The following is a 17269-nucleotide window of genomic DNA, read 5'->3' as shown; positions in this document are numbered from 1 at the left end:
GTTTAGCCCAGCAGGAAATGCGCGTGGGCGGCGGCTACCGGCTTGGCCGGATCCTCCTGCCAGGCCTCGGCGCGCACATTGGCGATACGGCGGCCGTGCTTGGTGATGATGGCGCGGGCGAAGGTTTCCACCGGACGGGCCGAACGCAGGTAATCCACCTGCAGGTCGATGATCTTGGGGATCGCATCGGTCTCGGCGGCCCAGATCAACTGAACGATGGCCGCCGATTCCAGCAGCGCCCCAACCACGCCGCCATGCAGGGCCGGCAGCCGCGCATTGCCGATCAGCTTGGGATCGGCCGGCAGGATGCAGAGCGGATTGCCCTCGGAATCCTCGCGCACGGTGAGGCCGAGGAACCGGAAATACGGGATCGCCTTCAGGAAGGCTGAGATGTCGCGATGTTCGCGGGCCGCGCGGATCAGCGCTTCCAGGTCGAGGCTCATGCCACTCCTCCCGGCACCTTGGTGCCCTTGGGAAGGGGCGGCTTGTCAGACGAGCCGATCATGAAGGCGGCCACGCAGCTAGCCACCAGGTCATCCGGCGCTTCCGGATGATAAGCGCGGGCCCGCACGAAGGCGATCGAGCGGGTCAGCTTGTAGCATTCCGCGGTGGCATGGAGTTCCTTCTGCGCCACCGCCGGCTTGAGATAGTCGATACGCAGATCCAGTGTGGCGATCGCCTGCAGCTTGGCCAGAGCGGTGAAAACCGCCATGCCGCAGACGGTATCGACCAGCGATGTGACGACGCCACCGTGCAAAACGCCATGCACCGGATCGCCCACCAGGTCGGGATTATATGGCAGAGCGAGCGTGACGGCCTTGCGCGAGACGGCGATCACCTTCACGCCCAAAGCCGCGCAATGCGGGATGCCGGCGTTGATCATCGCTTCGACGACCTTGGGATCGACGCCTTCCGGGTCGATCTGCGGCGCAGGGATATCTGGCTGTTCGCTCATGCGTCGATATCATCCCACCAGATTGTGATAGCGGCGATACCAATCGACAAAGCGCGGGATGCCCACATCGATCGGTGTGGTCGGCTTGAATCCGGTATCGCGCTGAATGGCGGAAATATCGGCATAGGTGGCTTTCACGTCGCCATCCTGCATCGGCAGGAACTGCTTTTCCGCCTTGCGGCCAACCGCCTGTTCGATCAGCTCGATCATGCGCAGCAGCGGTTCGGGGTTGTTGTTGCCGATATTGTAGATGCGATAGGGCCGGCCGTGTTCATTGGGCGGCGGCGGATGGTCCAGCGTCTTCACGACGCCATCGACGATATCGTCGATATAAGTGAAGTCGCGCTGCATGTCGCCGTGGTTGAACACCTGGATCGGCCGGCCTTCGAAAATCGCCTTGGTGAAGATGTACATCGCCATGTCGGGCCGGCCCCAGGGCCCATAGACGGTGAAGAAGCGCAGGCCGGTCTGCGGGAAGCCGAACAGATGGGTGTAGGCATGGCTGATCAGCTCGTCGGCCTTCTTGGTGGCGGCATACAGCGAGACCGGCGAATCGACCCGGTCCTCGACCGCGAAGGGCAGCTTGGTATTGCCGCCATAAACCGAGGAAGACGAGGCATAGACCATATGCTCGCATTTCGGCAGATGCCGGCAGAGTTCCAGCATCACCGTATGGCCCAGCAGATTGGCGCGAATATAGGCATACGGGTTCACCAGCGAGTAGCGCACGCCGGCCTGGGCAGCCAAATGCACGACGCGGCGGATGTCGGCGCCGGCCATTGCCTGCTGCACTGCATCAACGTCTGCGATATCGACCTGGAAAAATCTGAACCCCTTGTGGCCCTGTATTTGTTCAAGTCGTGCGCGCTTGAGCGCCGGATCGTAATAATCGTTCAGATTGTCGAGTCCGATCACCTCGTCGCCCCGCGCCAGCAACGCTTGTGCAACATGAAAGCCGATGAAGCCGGCGGCACCGGTGAGCAGAACGGCCATGACGATCCTGGCGCTATAACGTGGGGGGCAGATTGACTACTCGGGGGTATCTACCAGAATCACTTGAAAGAGCAACCGGCCGGACTTTTGAAAGGCCGCTTCGGTTTTCGCTCGACCGGGCAAGGCGGCGCCCGTATAATTAGGTAAGCAATACTGACCTATTTAAGGCAGTGGGAGGAGAACCGGATGCTGGCGAATGTCACGCTGGACGATAAATACACCCTCGAGCGCGGCCGCGTCTTCCTGACCGGCACCCAGGCGCTGGTCCGCCTGCCGATGCTGCAGCGAAAGCGCGACCTGGCCGCCGGCCTCAACACCGCCTGCTTCATTTCCGGCTATCGCGGATCGCCGCTCGGCCTGTTCGACCAGCAGCTCTGGCGCGCCCGCAAATTCCTTAAGGACAACCATATCCAGTTCCAGCCCGGCGTGAATGAAGACCTCGCCGCCACGGCGATCTGGGGCAGCCAGCAGCTCAACCTTTTCCCCGGTGCGAAATACGACGGCGTGTTCAGCATCTGGTACGGCAAGGGCCCGGGCGTCGACCGCTCGATGGACGTGTTCAAGCATGCCAATTCCGCCGGCACGTCCAAGCATGGCGGCGTTCTGGCGCTGTGCGGCGACGACCATGGCGCCGCCTCTTCCACCGTGGCACACCAGTCCGAACACATGATGATGGCTGCGATGATGCCCATGCTGCATCCGGCCAACGTGCAGGAATTCCTCGATTACGGCCTGCTCGGCTGGGCCATGTCGCGCTATTCGGGCCTGTGGGTCGGATTCAAATGCCAGACCGAAACGGTGGAAAGCTCGGCCAGCGTTTCCATCGACCCTGAGCGTTTGCAGATCGCCTATCCGACCGATTTCCAGATGCCGCCGGGCGGCCTTAATATCCGCTGGCCCGATGCGATCCTGGAACAGGAAGACCGGCTGCAGCGCCACAAGGCCTATGCCGCGCTCGCCTTCGCCCGCGCCAACAAAATCGACCGCGTGGTGATCGACAGCCCGCGTCCGCGGCTGGGCATCATCACCACCGGCAAGTCATATCTGGACGTGCGCCAGGCGATGGACGATCTCGGCATCACGGAAGAGATGGCCGCCGATATGGGGATCCGCCTTTACAAGGTGGGCATGGTCTGGCCGCTGGAGCGTGAAGGCGCCCGCCATTTCGCCGAAGGGCTGGAGGAGGTGATCGTCGTCGAGGAAAAGCGCGCGGTCATCGAAAACCAGCTGAAAGAACAGCTTTACAACTGGCGCGAGGACGTGCGGCCGCGCGTGGTAGGCAAGTTCGATGCCCAGGGCAACTGGCTGCTGCCTTCGGCCGGGGAGATATCGCCTGCGATTGTCGCCAAGGCGCTGTATACCTGGCTCAAGCGCTACGGCACCAATCCGCGCATCGAGGAACGCATCGCCTTCATCGAGCAGAAGGAGAAGGAGCGCGCCGCCAGCACCATCGGCAAGACCCAGCGCACGCCGTATTTCTGTTCGGGCTGCCCGCACAACACCTCGACCCGCGTGCCGGAAGGCAGCCGCGCGGTGGCCGGCATCGGCTGCCATTTCATGTCGCTGTGGATGGACCGCTCGACGGCCACCTTCACCCAGATGGGCGGCGAAGGCACGCCCTGGATCGGCCAGGCGCCGTTCAGCAACGACAAGCACATCTTCGCCAACCTGGGCGATGGCACCTATTATCACTCGGGCCTGCTGGCCCTGCGCGCCTCGGTCGCGGCCAAGGTGAACATCACCTACAAGATCCTCTACAACGACGCCGTGGCGATGACCGGCGGCCAGCCGCATGACGGCCCGCTGACCCCGCCGCAGATCAGCATGCAGGTCTATGGCGAGGGCGTGCGCAAGATCGTGGTGGTCACCGACGAGCCGGAGAAATATCCGGTCGGCACCGAATGGGCGCCGGGCGTGACCATCCGTCATCGCGACGAGCTGGACGCCGTGCAGCGCGAGCTGCGCGAGATCGAGGGCTGCACGGTTCTGATCTACGACCAGACCTGCGCCGCCGAGAAGCGCCGCCGCCGCAAGCGCGGCACCTTCCCCGACCCCGACAAGCGCGTGTTCATCAACGAGGCGGTCTGCGAGGGTTGCGGCGACTGCTCGGTGAAATCCAACTGCGTCTCGGTCGAGCCGCTGGAAACCGAGCTGGGCCGCAAGCGCAAGATCAACCAGTCGTCCTGCAACAAGGATTTCTCCTGCGTGAAGGGTTTCTGCCCCAGCTTTGTCACCGTGCATGGCGGCAAGGTGAAGCGCGCCAAGGTGAAACTGCAGCAGGGCCCGAGCGACAGTGACGTGGACGGCCTGTTCGCCGGCCTCAAGGCGCCGGAAGTCGCGCCGCTGGACCAGCCCTACAACATCCTGATCACCGGCATCGGCGGCACCGGCGTGGTGACCATCGGCCAGATCTTAGGGATGGCCGCGCATATCCAGGGCTATGGCACCAGCGTGCTGGATTTCACCGGCCTGGCGCAGAAGAACGGCGCCGTACTGAGCCATGTGCGTATCGCCAAGAACCCGGACGACATCCACGCCGTGCGCGTGGCAGCCGGCGGCGCCAATCTGGTGCTGGGCTGCGACATGGTGGTGGCGGCCGGCGATGCCGCGCTGGAGAAGATGCAGAAGGGCGCCACGCGGGCGCTGATCAACACGCATCTCACGCCCACCGCCGCCTTCCAGCTCAACCCGAACCTGCAGCTGGACGACCATCAGATGGTGCAGGCGATCCGCAGTGCGGCCGGCGAGAACCTGTCGGAATTCGTGGAAGCCACCCGCATCGCCACCGTGCTGATGGGCGATGCGATTGCCACCAACATGTTCATGCTGGGCTATGCCGTGCAGCGCGGTCTGATTCCGGTATCGCTCGATGCCCTGCTCAAGGCCATCGAACTGAACGGCACGGCGATCGACGCCAATATCAAGGCGCTGAACTGGGGCCGGCTCTATGCCCAGGACCCCAAGGTGGTGGACGACATCGCCCGGCCCACGCTCAGCGCCATCGAGCCGAAGGCTTTTGCCAAGACGGTGGACGAGCTGCTGGCCGACCGCATGCCGCGGCTGACCGCATGGCAGAATGCGGCTTACGCCGAGCGCTACAAGGCGCTGGTGGAAAAAGCCCGTCATGCCGAGGCGAACCGGGCCAAGGGCATGACAGGCTTTGCCGAGGCCGTGGCACGGTATGCCTTCAAGCTGATGGCCTACAAGGACGAGTACGAGGTGGCGCGGCTTTATTCCGACGGCGAGTTCCTCAAGAAGCTGAACGCGCAGTTCGACGGCGATTTCCGCCTCAGCTTCCATCTGGCGCCGCCGCTGCTCAATCCGCCCGATCCGGAGACCGGCATCGCGCAGAAGAAGGAATTCGGCCCGTGGATGTTCCGCGCCTTCGGCCTGCTGGCCAAGCTGAAATTCCTGCGCGGCACGGCCTTTGACATCTTCGGCCGTACCGAAGAACGCCGCACCGAGCGCCAGCTCATCGCCGACTATTTCGCCCTGATCGAGGAGTTGTGCGAGAAGCTGAACCCGCAGAATCATGCGCTGGCCTTACAACTGGCGAAGATTCCGGAAGACATCCGCGGCTATGGCCATGTGAAGGTGAAGCACCTGGCGGCGGCGAAGGAGAAGGAGGCCAAACTGCTGGCTACCTTCCGCGCCCCCACCGCACCCCTGGCCAGCGCGGCAGAGTAAATCGTGGATGCCCGGATCAAGTCCGGGCATGACGAAGGTATTCAATAGTCACTCGTTCACACGTCATGGCCGGCCTTGTGCCGGCCATCCACGCCTTAATTCCCTTACGGCATGACGCTGCGTTACGACCAGAAAGGTAATTGCGGAGCGCTGCGCATCGTGGCTTGATCGCGCTATGACTACCCTCTCCGCTTCACCCGAAACCATCCGCCTGCAGCGGCACGACGGCACCAGCTTTGCCGTGCAGATCCATCCGGCGGCCGATGCCAAGGCGCCCGCCATCCTGATCGAACCTGCCATGGGCATGCAGATCGGCTATTACGCCCCGCTGCTGCAGGCCCTGCAGCAGGCCGGATACAACGCCGCCATCGCCGAGTTGCGCGGCCATGAGGAAAGCGGTGGGCACAAGCCGGGCTGGGGCTACGATTTCGGCTATCACGACCTGCTGACCGAGGACTGGCCGCTGGCGATCACGGCGGTGAAGACGCGGTTTCCCGGCACGCCCTTCTACCTGCTGGGCCACAGCTTGGGCGCGCAGGTCAGCAGCATCTATGCCGCGCATCACCCGCAGCAGATCGATGGCCTGATCCTGATCGCCTGCAGCTCGGTGCACTGGAAGCTGTGGCCGAAAGCCTTCCTGGCCTACAGCCAGATGGTGCCGCTGGTGGCGCGCGTGGTGGGGCATTTCCCCGGCCACCGTTTCCGCTTCGCCGGGCGCGAGGCACGCACATTGATGGCCGACTGGGCCAGGCAGGCGCGCACCGGGCGTTTCATCTTCGGCCGGCCGCGCGTGGACCATGACCGCCATCTGGCGGAATTATCCCTGCCGGTGCTGGGCATCTCGCTGCAGGGCGACTTCTTCGCGCCGAAACACGCGATGGACGGACTCTTAAGCAAATTCCCCAGGGTGCAGCTCACGCGCCATCATCTCGACCCCAAGGCGATGGGTTTCGACGGCATCGATCATTTCCGCTGGGTGCGCAAGCCGCAGCTGGTGCTGCCCAGCATCCTTGACTGGTTGAAAAGCCGCTGAGGCCTTGCGCAGTATTGCGGGATCGGCCAGAAACCGCCCATGCTGACACTGAAGCCGCTCGATACTGCCTATCTTCAAGCCCTGGCCGCCGATCCAACCGCGCTGCTGGCTGCCCACCCCAATCATTTGGAAGTGGCCGGGCTCGTCGGCGAGATGGCAACCGCCACGCTCGGCATGTATGCCATGACCGGCGCCACAGATCCCTGGCTCAGCTATTTTGCGCTCCGCGATAGCGACAATGCCCTACTTGGCATCTGCAGCTTCAAATCGCCGCCTGTGCAGGGGCTTGTGGAGATCGCCTATTTCACCTTTCCCGGCCATGAGGGCCGGGGCGTCGGCAGCATCATGGCGCGCGAGCTGCTGAAGATCGCTTTCAACGAATATGACGTGAAGGCCGTGCTGGCGCATACCCTGCCGGAGGAAAACGCCTCGACGGCGATTCTGCGCAAGCGCGGGTTCACGCTGGTTGAGACGGTGGAAGATCCGGATGACGGCACGATCTGGCGCTGGGCGCTGCTGCGGCCGTGAACCGACATGCCTGACGCGGGGTCAGCGCCCCTCGTAGCATTTCACGCGCGTGACTTCGCCGCTGTCGGTCTCGTCGCTTTTTTCGCGGTAGATTTCCATGGTGCCGCGATTCTTCAGCCGGCATTCGCCGATCGGAAACCAGGTGGATTTCACCTGCACGATGATGAATTCATTCGGCCCCAGACGATCCGGCGCGCAATAGCGATTCACCTCGCGCGGCTTGGCGATCACGGTGGAGTTCACCCGGCCTTCACGGCGGATGTTGATCGGCCAGTTATACTGCGTGAGGTTGGCGATGCTGACGCAGGCCTGGGCATCGTCGGTGATCGGCCGCTGCGGCTGCGCGGCCAGGTCGCCGCAGAAGAGCAGCGCGGCCAGACCTGCAACAAAGCCGGTTTGGCCGCGCATGCGGATTACTCCGCGGCTTCCTGCGTCGCGGTATCCATGCCGAGGGCTTCCATGTAGATCTCGAGCAGGCTTTCCTGCTCGGCCAGCTCGGCACGGTCCAACTTGCGCAGCTTGATCACCTGGCGAAGGATCTTGGTGTCGAAGCCATGGGCCTTGGCCTCGGCATAGACCTCGCGGATATCGTCGGCCAGCGCCTTCTTCTCTTCCTCCAGCCGCTCGATGCGGGCGACGATCTGGTTGAGCTGGTCGGCCGAGAAATTGCCGGAGATCAGTTTGGTGGCCATGGGTGACCTCAGTTGAAAGCGGTGTTGGGGTTGGGCGCGGATTATAGCCGCCAGCGTCCGGCCGCCTACCGCCGCCCCAAAGTTATCCACAGGAATGCGGCATCCGTGGATAACTCCGATTTATCCCTAGTGCTTATGGGCCTTGATTGCTTCCGAGAAGGCCTTCTGCTGCTCGGGCGAGGCGTCCTTCTGGTATTTCGCCTGCCATTCCGGATAGGGCATGCCGTAGACGATCTCGCGGGCCGCCATCTTGTCGAGTTCGATTCCCTTGGCCTTGGCGGCGTCCTGATACCAGTTGCTCAGGCAATTGCGGCAGAAGCCGGCCAGGTTCATCAGGTCGATATTCTGCACATCGGTGCGGCCGCGCAGATGCTCGACCAGGCGGCGGAAGGCCGCGGCTTCCAGTTCGGTCTGGGTCTTGGGATCGATCTTGTCGGTCATGCCATCCTCCTGTTCAGGCCCGGCTATTCGGGAACGGCAAAATTCACGGTCTCCGCCACCAGCCAGTCCACCACGGCCTTCAGCGCCGCGGGCTTGTCCATGCCAGCATGTAGCGCATCGCGGTAGACTTGCAACTGCCGCTGGGCCGAGGTGCCGCGCCTGAGGATGCCGCGCGCCCGCTCCACCTCCGCCAGGCAGCCGAGCTGGATGGCCTCCTCGCGGGTCAGTTCGATCAGTTCCTCCAGCAGGGCCGCATAGGGCACGGCTTCGCCCTTGCCGAAATCGACCAGGCTGCCGGCGATGCCGTAGCGCTGGGCCAGCCAGCGGTTCTCGTCGATCAGCGTGTTGGCATAGATGCGCCAGCGCTGGTTCTTCTGACGCAGCCGCAGCAGCGCGGCCAGCAGACAGAGATACAGCGCCGCCACGCTCAATCCGTCGTCCAGGCGGGTGCAGACATCGGTGATCCGCAGTTCCAGCGTGGGATACCGTGCCGAGGGGCGGATGTCCCACCACAGCTTGCTGGCATCCTCGATCAGGCCGGCCTGCTTCAGGCGGTTCACCAGCCGCTGGTATTCGCCCCAGGTCTCCAGGCGTTCGGGCAGGCCGGTGCGCGGCAGGCTGTCGAACACCGACAGGCGATAGGATTGCAGGCCAGTTTCCTCACCCTGCCAGAAGGGGGAGGAGGTGGAGAGGGCCAGCAGATGCGGCAGGAAATAGCTGACCTGGTTCATCAGGTCGATGCGCAGGTCCTCGTCGGCGATGCCTACATGCACATGCAGGCCGCAGATGATCAGACGCCGCGCCACCCCGGCCAGGTCTTTCGCCAGCCGGTCGTAGCGCTCCTTGTCGGTATGGCGCTGGTCGCTCCATCGGGCGAAGGGATGCGTGGAAGCGGCAATCGGCGCCAGCCCGTGGCGCGCGGCGACTTCCGCGATGCCACCGCGCAGGCGCACCAGGTCGGCGCGCGCCTCTGCCATGCCGCGGCACACCTTGGTGGAAATCTCGATCTGGCATTGCAGGAATTCGGGATGCACCTGGCCGCCGGCGATGGCTTCGCATTCGGCCAGCACGGCCGCCGGCGGCTCCACCGCCAGTGCACCGGTGGTGCGTTCCACCAGCAGATGCTCTTCCTCGATGCCGATGGTGAAATCGCCGGCGCTGACCATGCTTCCTCCCGTTACTCCAGACTCAAGCGGCGCTGCCCGCCGTCGCCATCAACCCTGCCTCGGCCAGCATGCGACGGAAGCAACGCTCAAGCCGCCCGGCCCAGGCCCTTGCCCCGGCCTCGTCGCTCACCAGATCCTGCCGCACTTCGATCATCACGTGATGCAGGCCGCGATTCTGGCCGTGCTGGAAGATCGAATAGCCGGCATGGCGCCGGCCGCTATAGGGTTCGTTGTCGCCCACCACAAGATCGCCTTCGTCGCGCAGGGCCCGCAGCAAAGGCTGGGCCAGGCGGCCGTCGCGGTCCCACACCACGCCGATATGCCAGGGCCGGTTCTCGCCCTTCACGCGCAGGCGGGGCGTGAAGCTGTGGATCGAGAGCAGAGCCGGCTGCGCCCCCCGTTCGCCGGCTGCCTCGATCTGTTCGGCGATGGCGGCATGATAGGGACGGAAATACCTTGCCATCCGGCGCTCGCGCTCGGCCTGGTCCAGATCGCGATTGCCCGGCACCACGGTGCCGTCGCTCACCTCGCAGATCAGGGTGGGATCGTCGGGCCGGCGGTTGCAGTCGATCACCAGCCGCGACACGCCGGCCAGCACCGCGGGCGCATCCAGGCTCTGTGCCAGGCATTCGGTGATGATGGCCGTGCCGGGATCCCAGCCGATATGGCGGACGCGTTCGTGATCGGGCAGACCGAGATTGTCCAGGTCGGGCGGCACGACGCAGCTTGCATGGTCGCAGATCAGCACCAGCGGCGCGCGGCCCCGGGAATTGACGATGCGATGACTCGGAGGTTCTGAACTCGGCTCGGGGCTGGACATGGCTGGGGATCAGGCGAGGCCGGGAAAACTGGACCGGGAGTATAGCGGCCGGATTTGCATAACGTGGTCAGGCTGCACTAAGGTTGCGGCGACATTTGGGCAACCATAGCTGAAATCGAACCGTGCTGCATCATATCGCCATTGTTGGCAGTGGACCGTCGGGCCTTTTCTGCGCCGATGCCCTGCTGCGCCAGAAACCCGAGCTGAAAATCGATGTCTTCGACCGGCTGCCCACCCCTTATGGCCTGGTGCGTTTCGGCGTCGCCCCCGACCACCAGGGGACCAAGGCGGTAACCCGCCAGTTCGACCGGCTGTTCGGCAATCCCAACCTGCGATTCCTGGGCAATATCGCGGTGGGGCGCGACCTGCCGCTGGCCGAACTGACCGCCCATTACGATGCCGTGATCCTGGCGCTGGGCGCCCATGCCGACCGGCCGCTGGGTATCCCGGGCGAGGACCTGCCGGGCCGCTATGGCTCGATGGCCTTCGTCGGCTGGTATAACGGACACCCCGATTTTCGCAGTCTCAATCCCCTGCTCGATCGCCCCGGCGCCGCCGTGATCGGCATGGGCAACGTGGCCATCGATATCGTGCGTGTGCTGGGCAAGACCCCGGCCGAAATGGCGAGCAGCGACCTGACCGCCCATGCCGCCGAGGCCATCGCGAAAGCCCCGCTGACCGACCTGTATATCCTGGGCCGCCGCGGCCCCGTGGAGGCAAGCTTCACCAGCGCCGAACTGGCCGAGCTGGGCCGGCTGGAACGCCTGCGCCCGGTGGTGAACAAGACCGACCTGCCCGAGGCGCTTCCGGCCGGCATGGACCCGAACGATGCGAAGGTGAAGGAAAAGAACCTGAGCCTGCTGCATGAATTCGCCGCCCGCACCGACGACAAGCCGATCAGGCTGCATTTCCTGTTCCATGCCGCGCCCGAGGCCCTGCTGGGCAGCGGCCGCGTCGAGCAACTGAAGATCAAGGGCATCGACAAGCCGCTGGATGTCGGCGCCGCGATCAGCGCCATCGGCTATCGCACCGCCACCGAGGGCGATCTGCCGCAGGCCGATACGCGTGGCCTGCTGGCCAATGACTCCGGCCGCATCGCACCAGGCCTGTATGTGGTCGGCTGGGCCAAGCGCGGCCCAAGCGGCACCATCCCGACCAACCGTGCCGAGGCGAAAGCCGTGGCCGACCTGGTGCTGGCAGATTTTGCCAATGACGCCGCGCCCGCCAAGCCCGGCAGCCTGGAACTCGACAAGCGCATCGCCGCGCGTGGGGCCGCCGTGATCGACTGGGCCGGCTGGAAACGCATCGAGGCGGCCGAGACGGCCGGGGCAAGACCCGGCAGTCCGCGCACCAAGCTGGCCGACTGGGACGACCTCCATCGCACGGCGCTCGTACTATGAAACTCTATAATATCCCCGCTTCGCCCTTCGCCGCCCGCGTGCGCATCCTGCTGCGCGCCAAGGGACAGACCATGGAGATGCTGACGCCGCCCGCGCCGGCCGAGTTCCGCCAGATCACGCCGCTGGGCAAGGTGCCGGCGCTGGTGCGCGACGATGGCAGCGTGCTGCCGGAATCAGAGGTGATCTGCCACTATCTGGACGACACCCTGCCCGGCCCGAAGCTCTATCCCGTCGATACCGATGCCCGCGTCGCCAGCGAGCTGATCGTGCGGCTGGCGGATCTGTATTTCGCCGTGCCCTTAAGCGATTTCTTCACCCAGCTTTTCACCGCACCCGATGACCGCGCCGCCATGCAGGCGATCATCCCCGATATCGCGCGCGGCCTGAAATACCTCGACCTGCATGTAGGGCAGGACGGCTTCGCTGCCGCCGGTCGTTTCACCCATGCAGACTGCGCCCTGCCGCCGATGCTGTTCTATGCCGGCGGGATGCTGTCGGCCGTGGCAGGCGACGACCTGATGGCCAAACGGCTGCGACTGGCCGCCTACTGGCAGGCGATCCAACAGCAGCCGGCGGTGAGCGCGGTGCTGGATGAGATGCGGCAGGCACTGAAGAAATACCAGAGCAAGCTGCAGGCCGGTCAGTGAATGCCTGACGCCGGCGGCACTACGCCAACGCCCCTGCCGGCCGGCACGCTCCCCGTTTGGCCGGTACTGGCCGCGACCACCTCCACGCAATCCCTCACCACGCTGTCGGCGCTCGCGCTGTCGGCCGTGGCGCCGAAGGCGGCCGAGGATCTGGGCATCGGGCCGGCGCTGGTGGGCTATCAGGTGAGTCTTGTTTATGGCGGCGCGGTGATCACCTCACTGATCGGCGGCGGCTTCGTGCGCCGCCTGGGCGCCACGCGGGCCAGCCAGATCGCCTTGTGGCTGGCCATGGCCGGCTGCCTGCTCTCGGCATTGGGAACCCTGCCGGCCCTGGCGCTGGGCGCATTGGTGATCGGACTGGGCTATGGCTGCACCAATCCCGGTGCCTCGCATCTGCTCTCGCGCACCCGCAGCGGCACGCATATGAACCTGATCTTTTCGATCAAACAATGCGGCGTGCCCATTGGCGGCATACTGGCCGGCCTGCTGATTCCACCCGTCAGCCTGCTGCTGCACTGGCAGGCGGGCCTTGCCCTCTGCGCCCTGCTGGCGCTGGGCCTGAGCGTCGCGCTGCAGAAGGCGCGCATGGACTGGGATACCGACCGGCAGCGGGATGCCGCGCTGTTCGTTTCGCCGCTGTCCGGCCTGTCGCTGATCTGGACGCATCCGATCCTGCGCTGGCTGGCACTGTGTTCCTTTGCCTATTCCGCCGTGCAGCTCAGCCTGACCGGACTGCTGGTCACCTATCTGGTGACCGAAGTGGGCCTCGATCTCGTGCTGGCCGGCAGCCTCATGGCGGTGGCACAGACCGCGGGCGCCGCCGGCCGTCTGGGCTGGGGCTGGCTGGCCGACCGGCTGAAATCGGGCTCGAAGGTGCTGATCCTTAACGGCAGCATCGCCATAGTCGCGGCCATCGGCACGGCGCTGATCGACGCGCAATGGCATATCGGACTGATCGCGGCCGTCGTGGCCGTGTTCGGCTTCTGCGCCATCGGCTGGAACGGTGTGTTCATGGCGGTGATCGCCCGCCAGGCGCCGGCCGGCAGCATCGGGCTGGCGACGGGCGCCACGCTCAGCATCACCTTCGCCGGCGTGGTGGTCGGCCCCTCGGCCTTTGCCTGGCTGCACGACCATGCCGGACTGTCCTATTCCGGCGGCTATCTGCTGATGGCTTTCGTCACCCTGCTGGGGGCTCTGTGCATGGTGATCGCGCGCCGGGGCCTGCGCGCTTGAGCCTGCCCCGGCGCGGCGTGATCAGGCCGAAACGATGGTCTTGAACCCGCCATAGGCCATGCGCTTCACGTCGAAGGGCATCTTCTTCGGGTCGGGGCACATGGCGTGCAGACGCGGGTCCTTCATCACCTTGGCATTCACCTTGTCGCGATGGGCGCGCGATTTGAAGACGATATAGGAAAACAGGATGACCTCGCCCTTCTTCAGCTTGATCGTCTTGCCGAAGGGCATGCCGAACTTCACGCTCTCGTCATCGCTGACATTCTCACGGTAATCGAGCGCGCCATGCTCGCGCCAGATCTTGCCGGCCATGGCCGCCATCTTCTTGTACGCCGCCAGGTTCTTCTTTGGCACCGGCAACAGGAAACCATCCACATAACTCATCCTAGACACTCCTCCTCTGGTTAATCTTGACAGCAGCTGGCGGCCGGCTGCGGCGCGGCATCGTATTTGTCGTGGTGGCGCAGCCAGAAATCGTTGGTCTGCGGCCAGCCGGCGGGCGAATCCTCCCATGGCTCCTGGCGGCCCAGCGCCGTCATGTCGAGCAGGTGATAGGTATTCAGCAGCATGTCGAGGCCGCGGCTGTAGGCCGAGTATGTGTGGTAGATGCGGCCATCGTCCTGCAGGAAACAGCTCAGGCCCGGCAATTCGCCGGAGAAGGACAGTTCGCCGCCGGGCGATTTCGGCACGGCGCGATAATTGTATTCCGGCGCCGCCATGGTCGGATCGATGGTCACATGAAAATCGGCGTTGAAGTCGCTGCCGAAGCTGGATACCCAGGGCATGGTCCAGCCCATGCGCCGCTTGAACGGCATGATCTTGGACAGCGGCGCGCGCGAGACCATGGCGAAGCTGGTGCCGCGCGCATGCAGATGCGACAGATGCGGCAGGTTGTCGGCCAGATGCGAGCAGCCAGGGCAGCCTTCCGACCAGGGATGCGTCTGACCCGGCGGCGGATCGTCGGGGCTGAACATGAAATGGTAGATCACGAGCTGGCGCCGGCCTTCGAACAGTTCGCGCAGGCTGCGGCGGCCCTGCGGCGTTTCGAATTCATACGCCTTGTCGATCTGCACCATCGGCAGGCGGCGGCGTTCGGCGTTCAGGGCGTCGCGCTGGCGGGTGAAGGCCTTTTCCTTTTCCAGCAGCTTCAGGCGCGCTTTCAGCCACTCTTCACGGGAAACCACCGAAGGCCTGGCGGTCAGGGCTTCGTCCTGCGGGTGCGGCTGCATCACATTCATGGCGGTCCTCCTCCGGGCTGCTGAAACGCGGCTTGACATATACGTTGATATCAACATAATTGCCGCATGTCAAAGATCGACATCCTGCCCTTCGAGACCACCATCATGGTGCGCGATACCTGCCTGTGCCTGCATGCGCAGCGCGCAGCCCGTGCCCTGGCGCGGCGGTTCGACGAGGTGCTGCGCCCCCTGGGACTCACCAACGGGCAGTTCTCCCTGCTGATGTCGCTCAACCGGCCACAGCCGGCCAATATGGGCCAGGTGGCAAGCGTGCTGGCGATGGACCGCACGACGCTGACCGCCTGCCTCAAGCCATTGGAACGCCGGGGCCTGGTGAAAGTTTCCGCCGATCCCGACGACAAGCGCACCCGCCGCCTGGCCCTGACGCCGGAGGGGCGCAAACTGCTGGTCAAGGCCCTGCCGGTATGGAAGCGCACCCATGCCGAGCTCGACCGGCTGCTGGACGACCCCGAGCGCCTGCGCACCGATCTGCGCACCCTGTCCTGACCTTCCACCCCTGACGAAAAAACGGAGAGCGTCGTGAGCTTCAATGCCTATTTGAGTTTCAATGGCAACTGCGCCGAGGCCTTTGCCTTCTATGCCAAGACCTTCAACGGCAAGATCAATGCGATGATGACCCATCGCGAGACGCCGGCCGCCGAGCAGACGCCGCCGGAATGGCAGGACAAGATCATCCATGCCTGCATGACCCTGAACGGCAGCGACCTGATGGGCGGCGATACGCCGCCGCAGATGTATCAGCCGATGACCGGCTTCTCGGTGAATGTCATCATGCCGACGGCAGCCGAGGCCGAGCGCGTCTTCGCGGCCCTCTCTGAAGGCGGCAGCGTACTGATGCCGATGGAAGAGACCTTCTGGGCCGAGCGTTTCGGCATGGCGACCGACCGCTTTGGCGTGCCCTGGATGGTGAACTGCTTCAAGACCGATCCCAGCGTCGGCAACTGCCAGTAAATCTGTAGCGAGAGGATTGCATCATGCTGAAGACCATCGCCCTCGGCGGCGCGGGATTGCTCGCGGTCGCCATCATCGTCGTCCTGGTCATGGCGGCAGCCAAGCCGGATGTTTTCCGCGTGCAGCGCTCGGCCAGCATCAAGGCGCCGGCGGAGAAGATATTCCCGCTGATCGACGACCTGCATGTCAGCATGAACTGGTCGCCCTACGAGGAAAAGGACCCGGCGATGAAACGCAGCCATGGCGGCCCGCGCAGCGGCAAGGGCGCCTATTATGAATGGGATGGCAACAAGGAGGTGGGCAGCGGTCGCCTCACCATCACCGAATCAATGTCGCCAAACAAAGTGACCATGGCACTCGATATGACCCGGCCGTTCGAATGCCACAACATCATCGAATACACGCTGGTGCCGCAGGGGGATGCCACCGTCGTGACCTGGGCGATGCAGGGGCCTGCGCCTTACATCGCCAAGGTGATGCAGGTGTTTTTCGACATGGACAAGATGGTGGGGCGTGATTTCGAGGCCGGCCTGGCCAGCCTGAAAGCCATGGCCGAGGTCTGATCGCTCAGCAGGCCGGTCCGCTAGAGATCGCCGATGCGGAAATCGAGATAGAGGATTTTCGGATAGCCCTGCGCATTGGGCGGCATGGCGAGAGGCTGGGCCAGGCGCATGGCGCGCAGAAAGGTTTCCAGCGCCGTGCGGAACGCCGCGGCCTGCGGGCCGCGCGCAGCCTGCAGCTTGGGCCAGCCATCCACCATGCGATCCATGTCCCAGGGGTCGTTCTTGCCAAATGGCGGCGCCAGCATGCCGTTGGGCAGCACCAGATATGGCCCGACAATACGGATATCGGCGAATTGCGGTGCATCGAAATCGATCACCCAGGCCTGCACGATCTGGCTGAGGAAAAAATCGCTTTCCGACTGGGTCATCACCTCCGCCGGCGGGCCGCCGGCGCTGCCGGCGCCGGGCTGGCGGTTGCCGGCCTGACTCTGTGCCTGCGGCGGGCGCGGCTGCGGCGCGGTCGCCGCGCCGGGGCCGGGACGCTGTACCTGCGGCGGCGGCTTCGGGGTCTCGGCCTGCTGCTGACGCGGGCGGGCGCGCTCGCCGGCTGACGGCGGCGCCCTGGATTCCTCGGCGACCGGGGCGCGCTGCAATTGCGGCACGCTGGGCGGCGGCAATTCCGTGCGGGGAAGTTCGGGTTCCGGCTTCGGCGCCTCGGCCTGCGGCACCGGCCTGGGCGGCTCGGCTTTTGGCGGAGGGGGCAGCACGAATTCGGCCAGCACCGGCGGCGGTTCGGGCTGCAGCCGCCAGGTCCAGGGCTCGACCAGCAGCATCAGCACGACCAGTCCATGCAGCAGCAGCGACAGGGCCACCGCCAGCCAGAGGCGGCGATTATCCCATTCATGCGCACGGTAATCCGAAAAGGCGGCCATGACAGACACTTAGCGCTGACGTTGCGGCA

General features: G+C 64.7%; 20 protein-coding genes. 9 read left to right on the top strand and 11 right to left on the bottom strand.

Features of this window, described 5'->3' with window-relative positions; translation table 11 throughout:
* Nucleotides 1–2 precede the first annotated feature (2 nt).
* From ACK4FK_RS18190 to ACK4FK_RS18180, 3 genes are read right to left on the bottom strand one after another with little or no spacing between them, the layout of a single operon-like run.
* Nucleotides 3–443, bottom strand: a complete 441-nt coding sequence (locus ACK4FK_RS18190; protein WP_409746908.1) for a PaaI family thioesterase — start codon at nt 441–443, stop codon at nt 3–5.
* Nucleotides 440–955 (bottom strand): PaaI family thioesterase, encoded by a 516-nt coding sequence (locus tag ACK4FK_RS18185; protein ID WP_409746906.1) that lies wholly within the window; start codon nt 953–955, stop codon nt 440–442. The genes ACK4FK_RS18190 and ACK4FK_RS18185 overlap by 4 nt, the downstream gene beginning before the upstream one ends.
* 9 nt (nt 956–964) lie before the next feature.
* On the bottom strand, nt 965–1948 hold the full coding sequence (locus ACK4FK_RS18180; RefSeq protein WP_409746903.1) for an NAD-dependent epimerase: 984 nt from the start codon (nt 1946–1948) through the stop codon (nt 965–967).
* 186 nt (nt 1949–2134) lie between these two features.
* Here ACK4FK_RS18180 and ACK4FK_RS18175 point away from each other — a divergent pair, with 186 nt between their 5' ends.
* The 3 genes from ACK4FK_RS18175 (at nt 2135) to ACK4FK_RS18165 (ending at nt 7196) form a co-directional block, all read left to right on the top strand.
* Entirely contained in the window at nt 2135–5635 is a 3501-nt protein-coding gene (locus tag ACK4FK_RS18175) for an indolepyruvate ferredoxin oxidoreductase family protein (RefSeq protein ID WP_409746900.1), read from the top strand.
* Nucleotides 5636–5810: 175 nt separating this feature from the next.
* The gene (locus ACK4FK_RS18170; RefSeq protein ID WP_409746897.1) at nt 5811–6668 is read left to right on the top strand and encodes an alpha/beta fold hydrolase; all 858 of its coding nucleotides are present in this window, start codon (nt 5811–5813) and stop codon (nt 6666–6668) included.
* Between the two features lie 39 nt (nt 6669–6707).
* Complete coding sequence (locus tag ACK4FK_RS18165) at nt 6708–7196, top strand: GNAT family N-acetyltransferase (protein WP_409746894.1); 489 nt, start codon at nt 6708–6710, stop codon at nt 7194–7196.
* A 21-nt stretch (nt 7197–7217) separates the two neighbouring features.
* Here the strand turns inward: ACK4FK_RS18165 and ACK4FK_RS18160 are convergent, their stop codons facing one another.
* From ACK4FK_RS18160 to ACK4FK_RS18140, 5 genes are all read right to left on the bottom strand, one after another.
* A complete protein-coding gene (locus ACK4FK_RS18160) occupies nt 7218–7604 on the bottom strand; it encodes a hypothetical protein (protein ID WP_409746891.1) in 387 nt (128 codons plus the stop codon).
* 5 nt (nt 7605–7609) lie between these two features.
* Nucleotides 7610–7888: a DUF2312 domain-containing protein gene (locus ACK4FK_RS18155; RefSeq protein ID WP_409746888.1), complete on the bottom strand. Its 279-nt coding sequence runs from the start codon at nt 7886–7888 to the stop codon at nt 7610–7612.
* Between the two features lie 126 nt (nt 7889–8014).
* Nucleotides 8015–8329 carry a DUF1244 domain-containing protein gene (locus tag ACK4FK_RS18150; protein ID WP_409746885.1) on the bottom strand — a complete coding sequence of 105 codons (315 nt, stop codon included), beginning with the start codon at nt 8327–8329 and terminating at the stop codon, nt 8015–8017.
* A 23-nt stretch (nt 8330–8352) separates the two neighbouring features.
* Entirely contained in the window at nt 8353–9495 is a 1143-nt protein-coding gene (locus ACK4FK_RS18145) for a carboxylate-amine ligase (protein ID WP_409746882.1), read from the bottom strand.
* Nucleotides 9496–9517: 22 nt separating this feature from the next.
* Nucleotides 9518–10315, bottom strand: a complete 798-nt coding sequence (locus tag ACK4FK_RS18140) for an N-formylglutamate amidohydrolase (RefSeq protein ID WP_409746879.1) — start codon at nt 10313–10315, stop codon at nt 9518–9520.
* 122 nt (nt 10316–10437) lie between these two features.
* Between ACK4FK_RS18140 and ACK4FK_RS18135 the strand changes: the two genes are divergently transcribed.
* The 3 genes from ACK4FK_RS18135 to ACK4FK_RS18125 are packed head-to-tail and all read left to right on the top strand — an operon-like array spanning nt 10438 to nt 13595.
* Entirely contained in the window at nt 10438–11715 is a 1278-nt protein-coding gene (locus tag ACK4FK_RS18135; protein WP_409746876.1) for an NAD(P)-binding protein, read from the top strand.
* Complete coding sequence (locus tag ACK4FK_RS18130) at nt 11712–12362, top strand: glutathione S-transferase family protein (protein WP_409746873.1); 651 nt, start codon at nt 11712–11714, stop codon at nt 12360–12362. Before ACK4FK_RS18135 ends, ACK4FK_RS18130 begins: the two co-directional genes overlap by 4 nt.
* Nucleotides 12363–13595: an MFS transporter gene (locus ACK4FK_RS18125; RefSeq protein WP_409746870.1), complete on the top strand. Its 1233-nt coding sequence runs from the start codon at nt 12363–12365 to the stop codon at nt 13593–13595. It abuts the gene before it with no gap.
* 21 nt (nt 13596–13616) lie between these two features.
* On the opposite strand, the gene ACK4FK_RS18120 is transcribed toward ACK4FK_RS18125, so the two are convergent.
* A complete protein-coding gene (locus ACK4FK_RS18120) occupies nt 13617–13979 on the bottom strand; it encodes a DUF1428 domain-containing protein (protein WP_409746867.1) in 363 nt (120 codons plus the stop codon).
* A gap of 20 nt (nt 13980–13999) precedes the next feature.
* Nucleotides 14000–14833, bottom strand: a complete 834-nt coding sequence (locus tag ACK4FK_RS18115; protein ID WP_409746864.1) for a DUF899 domain-containing protein — start codon at nt 14831–14833, stop codon at nt 14000–14002.
* Nucleotides 14834–14899: 66 nt separating this feature from the next.
* Here ACK4FK_RS18115 and ACK4FK_RS18110 point away from each other — a divergent pair, with 66 nt between their 5' ends.
* Genes ACK4FK_RS18110 through ACK4FK_RS18100 form a run of 3 tightly spaced genes read left to right on the top strand, consistent with a single transcriptional unit; the run spans nt 14900 to nt 16368 of the window.
* Entirely contained in the window at nt 14900–15340 is a 441-nt protein-coding gene (locus tag ACK4FK_RS18110) for a MarR family transcriptional regulator (RefSeq protein WP_409746861.1), read from the top strand.
* A 33-nt stretch (nt 15341–15373) separates the two neighbouring features.
* Entirely contained in the window at nt 15374–15805 is a 432-nt protein-coding gene (locus ACK4FK_RS18105) for a VOC family protein (RefSeq protein WP_409746859.1), read from the top strand.
* A gap of 23 nt (nt 15806–15828) precedes the next feature.
* On the top strand, nt 15829–16368 hold the full coding sequence (locus ACK4FK_RS18100) for an SRPBCC family protein (RefSeq protein ID WP_409746856.1): 540 nt from the start codon (nt 15829–15831) through the stop codon (nt 16366–16368).
* 20 nt (nt 16369–16388) lie between these two features.
* Here ACK4FK_RS18100 and ACK4FK_RS18095 read toward each other — a convergent pair whose 3' ends face one another.
* Complete coding sequence (locus tag ACK4FK_RS18095) at nt 16389–17240, bottom strand: hypothetical protein (protein WP_409746853.1); 852 nt, start codon at nt 17238–17240, stop codon at nt 16389–16391.
* Nucleotides 17241–17269 lie beyond the last annotated feature (29 nt).

The organism is Ferrovibrio sp. (assembly GCF_046297895.1).
Taxonomy (GTDB): Bacteria; Pseudomonadota; Alphaproteobacteria; order Ferrovibrionales; family Ferrovibrionaceae; genus Ferrovibrio.
This window is presented reverse-complemented; position numbering and strand designations above follow the sequence as displayed.

What these genes read in the sequence shown, in the direction of transcription:
- ACK4FK_RS18110 (WP_409746861.1), top strand. Translation starts at nt 14,900, where the DNA reads ATGTCAAAGATCGACATCCTGCCCTTCGAGACCACCATCATGGTGCGC.
- ACK4FK_RS18145 (WP_409746882.1), bottom strand. Translation starts at nt 9,495, where the DNA reads ATGGTCAGCGCCGGCGATTTCACCATCGGCATCGAGGAAGAGCATCTG.
- ACK4FK_RS18190 (WP_409746908.1), bottom strand. Translation starts at nt 443, where the DNA reads ATGAGCCTCGACCTGGAAGCGCTGATCCGCGCGGCCCGCGAACATCGC.
- ACK4FK_RS18125 (WP_409746870.1), top strand. Translation starts at nt 12,363, where the DNA reads ATGCCTGACGCCGGCGGCACTACGCCAACGCCCCTGCCGGCCGGCACG.
- ACK4FK_RS18170 (WP_409746897.1), top strand. Translation starts at nt 5,811, where the DNA reads ATGACTACCCTCTCCGCTTCACCCGAAACCATCCGCCTGCAGCGGCAC.
- ACK4FK_RS18100 (WP_409746856.1), top strand. Translation starts at nt 15,829, where the DNA reads ATGCTGAAGACCATCGCCCTCGGCGGCGCGGGATTGCTCGCGGTCGCC.
- ACK4FK_RS18130 (WP_409746873.1), top strand. Translation starts at nt 11,712, where the DNA reads ATGAAACTCTATAATATCCCCGCTTCGCCCTTCGCCGCCCGCGTGCGC.
- ACK4FK_RS18150 (WP_409746885.1), bottom strand. Translation starts at nt 8,329, where the DNA reads ATGACCGACAAGATCGATCCCAAGACCCAGACCGAACTGGAAGCCGCG.
- ACK4FK_RS18095 (WP_409746853.1), bottom strand. Translation starts at nt 17,240, where the DNA reads ATGGCCGCCTTTTCGGATTACCGTGCGCATGAATGGGATAATCGCCGC.
- ACK4FK_RS18180 (WP_409746903.1), bottom strand. Translation starts at nt 1,948, where the DNA reads ATGGCCGTTCTGCTCACCGGTGCCGCCGGCTTCATCGGCTTTCATGTT.
- ACK4FK_RS18175 (WP_409746900.1), top strand. Translation starts at nt 2,135, where the DNA reads ATGCTGGCGAATGTCACGCTGGACGATAAATACACCCTCGAGCGCGGC.
- ACK4FK_RS18165 (WP_409746894.1), top strand. Translation starts at nt 6,708, where the DNA reads ATGCTGACACTGAAGCCGCTCGATACTGCCTATCTTCAAGCCCTGGCC.
- ACK4FK_RS18140 (WP_409746879.1), bottom strand. Translation starts at nt 10,315, where the DNA reads ATGTCCAGCCCCGAGCCGAGTTCAGAACCTCCGAGTCATCGCATCGTC.
- ACK4FK_RS18120 (WP_409746867.1), bottom strand. Translation starts at nt 13,979, where the DNA reads ATGAGTTATGTGGATGGTTTCCTGTTGCCGGTGCCAAAGAAGAACCTG.
- ACK4FK_RS18155 (WP_409746888.1), bottom strand. Translation starts at nt 7,888, where the DNA reads ATGGCCACCAAACTGATCTCCGGCAATTTCTCGGCCGACCAGCTCAAC.
- ACK4FK_RS18160 (WP_409746891.1), bottom strand. Translation starts at nt 7,604, where the DNA reads ATGCGCGGCCAAACCGGCTTTGTTGCAGGTCTGGCCGCGCTGCTCTTC.
- ACK4FK_RS18185 (WP_409746906.1), bottom strand. Translation starts at nt 955, where the DNA reads ATGAGCGAACAGCCAGATATCCCTGCGCCGCAGATCGACCCGGAAGGC.
- ACK4FK_RS18115 (WP_409746864.1), bottom strand. Translation starts at nt 14,833, where the DNA reads ATGAATGTGATGCAGCCGCACCCGCAGGACGAAGCCCTGACCGCCAGG.